Annotated in this window: 6 protein-coding genes; 3 read left to right on the forward strand and 3 right to left on the reverse strand. The window is 63.1% G+C overall.

Annotation, left to right across the window (positions count from 1 at the left end; translation table 11 throughout):
- Positions 1–323: 323 nt before the first annotated feature.
- Positions 324–548 carry a hypothetical protein gene (locus EOB49_RS32035; RefSeq protein ID WP_013528677.1) on the forward strand — a complete coding sequence of 75 codons (225 nt, stop codon included), beginning with the start codon at positions 324–326 and terminating at the stop codon, positions 546–548.
- Here the strand turns inward: EOB49_RS32035 and EOB49_RS32040 are convergent.
- Positions 540–1730 carry an NAD(P)/FAD-dependent oxidoreductase gene (locus tag EOB49_RS32040; protein ID WP_127383328.1) on the reverse strand — a complete coding sequence of 397 codons (1191 nt, stop codon included), beginning with the start codon at positions 1728–1730 and terminating at the stop codon, positions 540–542. The genes EOB49_RS32035 and EOB49_RS32040 overlap by 9 nt on opposite strands.
- Before the next feature lie 352 nt (positions 1731–2082).
- Here EOB49_RS32040 and EOB49_RS32045 point away from each other — a divergent pair, with 352 nt between their 5' ends.
- The gene (locus EOB49_RS32045) at positions 2083–3120 is read left to right on the forward strand and encodes a phosphatidylglycerol lysyltransferase domain-containing protein (protein ID WP_127383329.1); all 1038 of its coding nucleotides are present in this window, start codon (positions 2083–2085) and stop codon (positions 3118–3120) included.
- 191 nt (positions 3121–3311) lie between these two features.
- Here the strand turns inward: EOB49_RS32045 and EOB49_RS32050 are convergent, their stop codons facing one another.
- Together EOB49_RS32050 and EOB49_RS32055 are read right to left on the reverse strand one after the other, a co-directional pair.
- A complete protein-coding gene (locus tag EOB49_RS32050; protein WP_127268577.1) occupies positions 3312–4073 on the reverse strand; it encodes an ABC transporter permease in 762 nt (253 codons plus the stop codon).
- A complete protein-coding gene (locus tag EOB49_RS32055) occupies positions 4070–4996 on the reverse strand; it encodes an ABC transporter ATP-binding protein (protein WP_127268578.1) in 927 nt (308 codons plus the stop codon). Before EOB49_RS32055 ends, EOB49_RS32050 begins: the two co-directional genes overlap by 4 nt.
- A gap of 260 nt (positions 4997–5256) precedes the next feature.
- Here EOB49_RS32055 and EOB49_RS32060 point away from each other — a divergent pair, with 260 nt between their 5' ends.
- Complete coding sequence (locus tag EOB49_RS32060; RefSeq protein ID WP_127383330.1) at positions 5257–6618, forward strand: cytochrome ubiquinol oxidase subunit I; 1362 nt, start codon at positions 5257–5259, stop codon at positions 6616–6618.
- The last annotated feature ends 88 nt before the right edge of the window (positions 6619–6706 follow it).

Consider the following 6706-nt stretch of genomic DNA (forward strand, 5'->3'; position numbering starts at 1 on the left):
ACCTGTCGACGCGCTGGCCCGACTTCAAGCCCGACATGCCGGTGCGGCCGTCGGTGGTCGCTATCACCAGACAGGGCCGCGGCAAGATCGCGGTCTGATTGCCCACTCGCATGGGCAGCAGCGGAGCAGGATTTGCACCGCGGCTGCGCCTTGAAGCCGCGGCATGTATCCCTTGGGCTGCGGAGCAGCTCCAGGGGTCTGCGCCGCGTCGCTTCGCTCCTTGCTCCGCCCCAGGATGACGAGGTGACGGGGTGAAGCGGTCAAGCCTCGGGAAAGATTGGCAATTTAAACGTGGCGCCCTAGGTCTTTATCAGGAGATCGCCATGTCGAAGTCCGTCTATGACCGTGGCTTGCTCAAGCCAGCCGATATCGCCAAGCTGCAGCGCGTGTTCGACGAGGCCTGCCGGCGGCGCGAGGCACATCCCGATTCAGCCGACGCGCGGGAAATCGCGCTTAACCTGCTCGCCTTGCACAATGCCGGCATGGTGGAAGAGGACATGCTGATGGAAGCCGTCGGTTTCCGGCGGCTGGAACCGAAATCAGCGTGATGCGCTGGATTGGTGCGAGGCCGACCTTGCAATTCGTTTGGCGATCGCCTTGGCCAGGATGCCGGCATTGGCGAAGCAGCCGCGAATGCTTGGCCGCATGCCGGTGAACCACAGACCGGGCAATTTTGGATCGGCTTCGCCACCGTTGAAGAGCGGAACGCCCTTGGCGTCGAGCACGCCGAGCTTGCCGACCATGGGCTCCAGCCCCGTGCGGTAGCCTGTCGCGGCAATGACGATGTCGGGATAGATCAGGCTGCCATTGGCCAGGATCACGCCATCGCGGGTGAATTCCCGTATGCCCGGCACGACGGTGATCTTGCCGGCCTTGATGGCGCCGACGGCGCCGTCGTCGGCCGCGATCGCGGTGTAATCCGAGCTCAGGCGGCTGGCGCCGCCCGCAGGCGCGGGCGGCAGGCCGAATTTGGTCAAGTCGCCGAAAACCAGCCGCTGCGTTGCCGCCATCACCGCATCGGCGAGCCGCAACGGCAAGCGCGCCATGATCGGCGAAAGCCGGTGCACGGCGATCTTGCAGATGCGCTTGGGCAGCAGGGCGGGACCGTTGCGGGCCGACAGCCAGATGGCGGCCGTGTCTATGCCGGCCAGATGATTGAGCGCATCGAAGCCCGAATTGCCGGCGCCGACGACCAGCACTTTTTGGCCCGCATAGGCTTGCGCGTCACCGAAATCCGCCGAATGGATGATGCGCCCGACGAAACCCTTCATGCCTTTCCATTCGGGGGTGAACGGCTGCCTGTCGCGGCCGGTGGCGATGACGACATTGCGGGCGAAGCGCGGTCCGGCGCTGGTGCGCAATGCCCAGTGGTCGCCCTTGAAGGTGATCTCTTCGACCGCGACGCCAAACTGCACCGGCAGCCGGTTCTCCTTCTGGAAATCGTTCATGTGGCGGATGACGACCATTCTTTGCGGAAAGGCGGGCGTGCCAGGGGGAAAGGCGAGACCAGGCAGCGAAGAAAGATCGCGATGGGTGTTGAGATGCAATTGCTGGTGGCGCCGGTGCCAGGGCTCGGCCAGCCGGCTTTCCTTTTCCAGGATCGCCGTAGGCACGCCGGCGTTCATCAAGGCATGCGCGGCGGCCAGCCCGGCAGCACCGGCGCCGACAACGATTGCCGGCTCGACCGTGGCCGGCAGATCCGCAACCGATCTGATTGTCGTATCAGTCATTCACTCGAATCCCATTGGACGTCCCGCCGCAAGGCTCGCAGGACGCTGTAACCGTTTGATCGCGCGCAGGATCCCCTGCAGCAAACCGCGGCCGAATTTCGAGCGATGCGATTTAGCGCCACACGCCGGGCCGCGATTGCGCTCTATATGGCATATGCGCGATATCAACGGTAATCAGTTCGCGGCAATGTGATTGATTCGAGGCCTTGGGTGGCTGGCGGGTCTCGGTTATCCCCCACGCGCATGCCCGAAATCGAGTCCGATTTTCGAGTTATGCGCAGAATCAAAGTGTTACAGCACCTTGGCGCGTCCTGGACGGCCGGCGCTGTATGCGGCACGCGGAATCTCGACCATGCCCTCCTTGCGGTTCTATTTCGACAAGATCCTTGAGGCCGCCGCGCCCGAGGTCGAGCGGCAGGCGCTGACCCATATCGAACGCCTGGCACTGGTGCGCCGCTATGGCGACTTCTCGCTCGCCTATTCCACCGCCGTGCAAGGCAAGCTTTCCTATTTCGGCGATGCCGACGGCTACATCGCCTTCGGTACCAAGATGAAGCACCATTTCGCGCTCGGCGACCCGGTGGCGGCTCCGGTGCGTCGGGCCGATTACATCAAGCGCTTCGTCGAGACCGCCGGCAGCCCATGGTTCGTGCAGGTCGGCGAGGACACCGCACGCGTGCTGGCCGGCCTTGGCTACAAGGTCAATCGCCTCGGCATGGACACCCGCCTCTCCCTGCCCGAGCATGATTTTTCCGGGAAGCGCAACGAGACCGTGCGCTACTCCGAACGCTGGTTGCTGAGGAAGGGCTTTTCGTTCGAAGAGGACAAGCGCACGATCTACCTCGACGAGATCGCCCGGCTTTCGGAAAACTGGCGCGGCGACCGCATCGTCAAGCGCTGGGAGATGGGTTTTCTCAACCGCCATTTCGCCGACCATCTCGGCACCGACATGCGCCGTTTCGTCCTGCACGGTCCCGATGGCGAACTGGTCGCTTTGCTCGACTTCGACCCGTTGTTTGCCGACGGCAAGGTCATCGGCTACACCACCGCCTTCAAGCGCAAGCATCTCGACGCCTCACCGCATGCCGAGATCGGCCTGACCAAATTCGCCGTCGACCGTTTTCGCGAAGAGGGCATCTCGGTGGTCACACTCGGCCTGTCGCCGCTCGTCGATGTGGGCCCGAGCGGATTTGCCGAAAGCGATTTCTGGCGCAATGCCTTCCAGCGCGCCTATTCTTCTCCCTGGGTCAATCGGCGCAGGTTCAACCTGCAGGGCCAAGCGGCGTTCAAGCGCCGCTTCCACGGCGTCGAGGAGCCGGTCTACATCGCCTTCCGAAAGGGGACGTATGTCGAGATGCTGGGGTTGCTGCGGCTGGTCAAGGCGATCTAGGTCTGGCGATATTCAGGTGAGGCCGCCTGCAAATGGCGGCTTCCTGCGCTTCCCTAGTTCTACTGCCACGCAGTAGAACTGAGCTCACGTACAAAAAGTACGCTCCGCTCCGGTTCTCGGAATCCATCATTTTCGACTCGGCCTGACCTGAATCTCAACAGACCTAGCGGCGCTCAGGGCGCTTTCGCCGCTCAGTTCCTGAGCCGGTAGCCGGTCCTGAAGATCCAGGCGACGATCGCTATGCAGATCAGCAGAAAGACGATCGTCATGCCGAGGCTGATACCGACCGAGACATCGGACTTGCCGTAGAAGCTCCAGCGGAAGCCGCTGATCAGATAGACGACCGGATTGAACAGCGTCACTGTGCGCCAGATCTCGGGCAGCATGTTGATCGAATAGAAGCTGCCGCCGAGGAAGGTCAGCGGCGTGATGATCAACAGCGGCACCAGCTGCAGCTGCTCGAAACTCTTCGCCCAGATGCCGATGATGAAGCCGAACAGGCTGAAGGTCACCGCCGTCAGCACCAGGAAGGCGAGCATCCAGAACGGATGCAGGATGGTCAGCGGCACGAACAGCGAGGCGGTGGCCAGGATGATCAGACCGAGAAGGATCGACTTGGTCGCGGCACCGCCGACATAGGCGATGACGATCTCCAGATAGGAGACCGGTGCCGACAGAAGCTCGTAGATCGAGCCGACGAATTTCGGGAAATAGATGGCAAAGGAGGCGTTGGAGATCGACTGCGTCAACAGCGACAGCATGATCAGACCTGGCACGATGAAGGCGCCGTAGCTGATGCCGTCGATCTCGGTGATGCGCGAGCCGATGGCCGAGCCGAAGACGACGAAATACAGCGATGTCGAGATGACCGGCGAGACGATGCTCTGCAGCACGGTGCGGAAAGCACGCGCCATTTCCATGCGGTAGATCGCCCATACGGCGCGAAGGTTCATGGCTCCCTCCTCACCAGATTGACGAAGATCTCCTCGAGCGAAGAGTTTTGCGTGTCGATATCGCGGAACTGGATGCCGCCGGCCTCGAGATCGCGCATCAACGAGGCGACGCCGGGCCGCTCGGCCTGATTGTCATAGGTGTAGGTCAGCTGCCCGCCATCGGGCGACAATTCCAGCGCATAGCGCGAGAGCGCCTCGGGAATGGCCGTCAGCGGATTGCGCAGTTCCAGCACCAGCCGCTTGCGGCCGAGCTTGCGCATCAGTTCGGCCTTGTTCTCGACCAGGATGATCTCGCCGCGGTTGATGACGCCGACGCGGTCGGCCATCGCCTCGGCTTCCTCGATATAGTGCGTGGTGAGGATGATCGTGACGCCGTCCTCGCGCAGCCGGCGCACCATCGCCCACATGTCCTGGCGCAGCTCGACGTCGACGCCGGCGGTCGGCTCGTCGAGGAACAGGATGCGCGGCTCATGCGACAGCGCCTTGGCGATCATCAGCCGGCGCTTCATGCCGCCCGACAGGGTGATCGCCTTGGCGTCCTTCTTGTCCCACAGCGACAGGTCGCGCAGCACCTTCTCGACAAAGCCGGGGTTGGCCGGCTTGCCGAACAGGCCACGGCTGTAATTGACCGTCGCCCAGACGCTCTCGAAGGCGTCGATGGTCAGTTCCTGCGGCACCAGCCCGATCAGACCGCGCGCGGCGCGATAATCCTTGTTGATGTCATGGCCGTCGACGGTGACGGTGCCCGACGAACGGTTGACGATGCCGCAGACGATCGAGATCAGCGTCGTCTTGCCGGCGCCATTGGGTCCAAGCAGGGCGAAGATCTCGCCGCGCTGAATGTCGAGATTGACTTCCTTGAGCGCGGTGAAACCGGTGGCGTAGGTCTTGGAGACCCCGGAAATGGACAGGATGGAAGGCATGGATGAAAACGGCTGCTTGAAAGAGGTCCCCTGATATAGGCCGAATGTCGGTGCTTGCAACCGCAAGTCAATGCCCTGCTGACAGTTCTCGACAATCGTGCCGGCCGGCCGTTGCAGGTGCGGCGCACAGGCCCGGAGTTGCACGGCATGCAACCGGAAAAATTGTCCTGTGGCGTTCAGCCTCGCGGCAGGACGCCGCTTTGACCTGAACTCGCTTCGGGCCTATCCTTCGCGAGTATTTGCAGCAGCCGGAGCCCATCATGGACCCGCTCATACTTTCGCGTATCCAGTTCGGCGCGAATATTTCATTCCATATTCTATTTCCGACGATCACCATTGCCCTGGGTTGGGTGCTGCTGTTCTTCAAGCTGCGTTACAACGCGACCAACGATTCCGCCTGGATGCGCGCCTATTTCACCTGGGTGAAGGTGTTCGCGCTGTCCTTTGCCATGGGCGTGGTTTCGGGCGTCACCATGAGCTTCCAGTTCGGCACCAACTGGCCGGGCTACATGGAAAAGGTCGGCAACATCGCCGGGCCGCTGCTGGCCTACGAAATCCTCACCGCCTTCTTCCTCGAAGCGGCCTTCCTCGGCATCATGCTGTTCGGCTTCCGCCGCGTCTCCAACCGCATCCACACGCTGGCGACGGTGCTGGTCGCCGGCGGCACCACCGTCTCGGCGTTCTGGATCATCGCGCTCAATTCCTGGATGCAGACGCCGGCCGGATTCGAGATGCGCGACGGCGTGGCGCATGCGGTCGACTGGTGGGCAATCATCTTCAACCCGTCGATGCCCTACAGGCTGACCCATATGCTGCTGGCGTCGGGGCTGACGGTGTCGTTCCTGATCGCTGGCCTGTCGGCGCTGCGCTATCTCACCGGCGACCGCTCGGAATCGATGTGGAAGGCGCTGCGCACCGGCGTCTTCACCGCGGCGATCCTGATCCCGATCCAGATCTTCGCCGGCGACCAGCATGGGCTGAACACGCTGGAGCATCAGCCGCAGAAGATCGCCGCCATGGAGGCCAACTGGAACACCGGCCCCAACGTGCCGCTGGTGCTCTTCGCGCTGCCCGACGAGGCGGCGAAGGAAAACAAATTCGAGATCGCCATTCCCGATGGAGCCAGTCTGGTGCTGCGGCACTCGGCCAGCGGCGTGGTGCCGGGACTGAACGACTATCCCGGCAATCATCCGCCGGTCTTTCCGGTGTTCTGGGGTTTCCGCATCATGGTCGGCACGGGCATATTGATGCTGCTCGTCTCATGGTCGGCGGCCTTCTTCCTCAAGCGCCGGCACAGCCTGCCGAAGCCGCTGGCGATGCTGATGGTGCCGATGGGGCTGTCGGGCTGGCTGGCGACGCTGGCCGGCTGGTACACCACCGAAATCGGCCGCCAGCCCTGGCTGGTGACCGGCGTGCTGAAAACCGCCGACGCGGTTGGCCCGGTGGCCGGCAGCCATGTCGCGCTGACGCTCGCCATATACCTCGTTCTCTATGTGCTGTTGCTGATCGCCTATCTCGGCGTGCTGGTGCACCTGGCGCTGAAGGCGGCGAAGGACGGCGACAACTCGCCGTTGCCCGGCGTGCTCAACGCGCCGATGTCGCAGCCGGCTGCGGGGGAGTGATTTGATATGGCACTCCAGCCGGGCGCCGGCGCGGCCCCTCACCTGCCTGCCGGCATCCTCTCCCCGTATAGGGACGGGGAGAGGGGCG

This window comes from Mesorhizobium sp. M7A.F.Ca.MR.148.00.0.0 (genome assembly GCF_003997735.1).
GTDB lineage: Bacteria > Pseudomonadota > Alphaproteobacteria > Rhizobiales > Rhizobiaceae > Mesorhizobium.

What these genes read in the sequence shown, in the direction of transcription:
- EOB49_RS32035 (WP_013528677.1), top strand. Translation starts at nt 324, where the DNA reads ATGTCGAAGTCCGTCTATGACCGTGGCTTGCTCAAGCCAGCCGATATC.
- EOB49_RS32060 (WP_127383330.1), top strand. Translation starts at nt 5,257, where the DNA reads ATGGACCCGCTCATACTTTCGCGTATCCAGTTCGGCGCGAATATTTCA.
- EOB49_RS32040 (WP_127383328.1), bottom strand. Translation starts at nt 1,730, where the DNA reads ATGACTGATACGACAATCAGATCGGTTGCGGATCTGCCGGCCACGGTC.
- EOB49_RS32055 (WP_127268578.1), bottom strand. Translation starts at nt 4,996, where the DNA reads ATGCCTTCCATCCTGTCCATTTCCGGGGTCTCCAAGACCTACGCCACC.
- EOB49_RS32050 (WP_127268577.1), bottom strand. Translation starts at nt 4,073, where the DNA reads ATGAACCTTCGCGCCGTATGGGCGATCTACCGCATGGAAATGGCGCGT.
- EOB49_RS32045 (WP_127383329.1), top strand. Translation starts at nt 2,083, where the DNA reads ATGCCCTCCTTGCGGTTCTATTTCGACAAGATCCTTGAGGCCGCCGCG.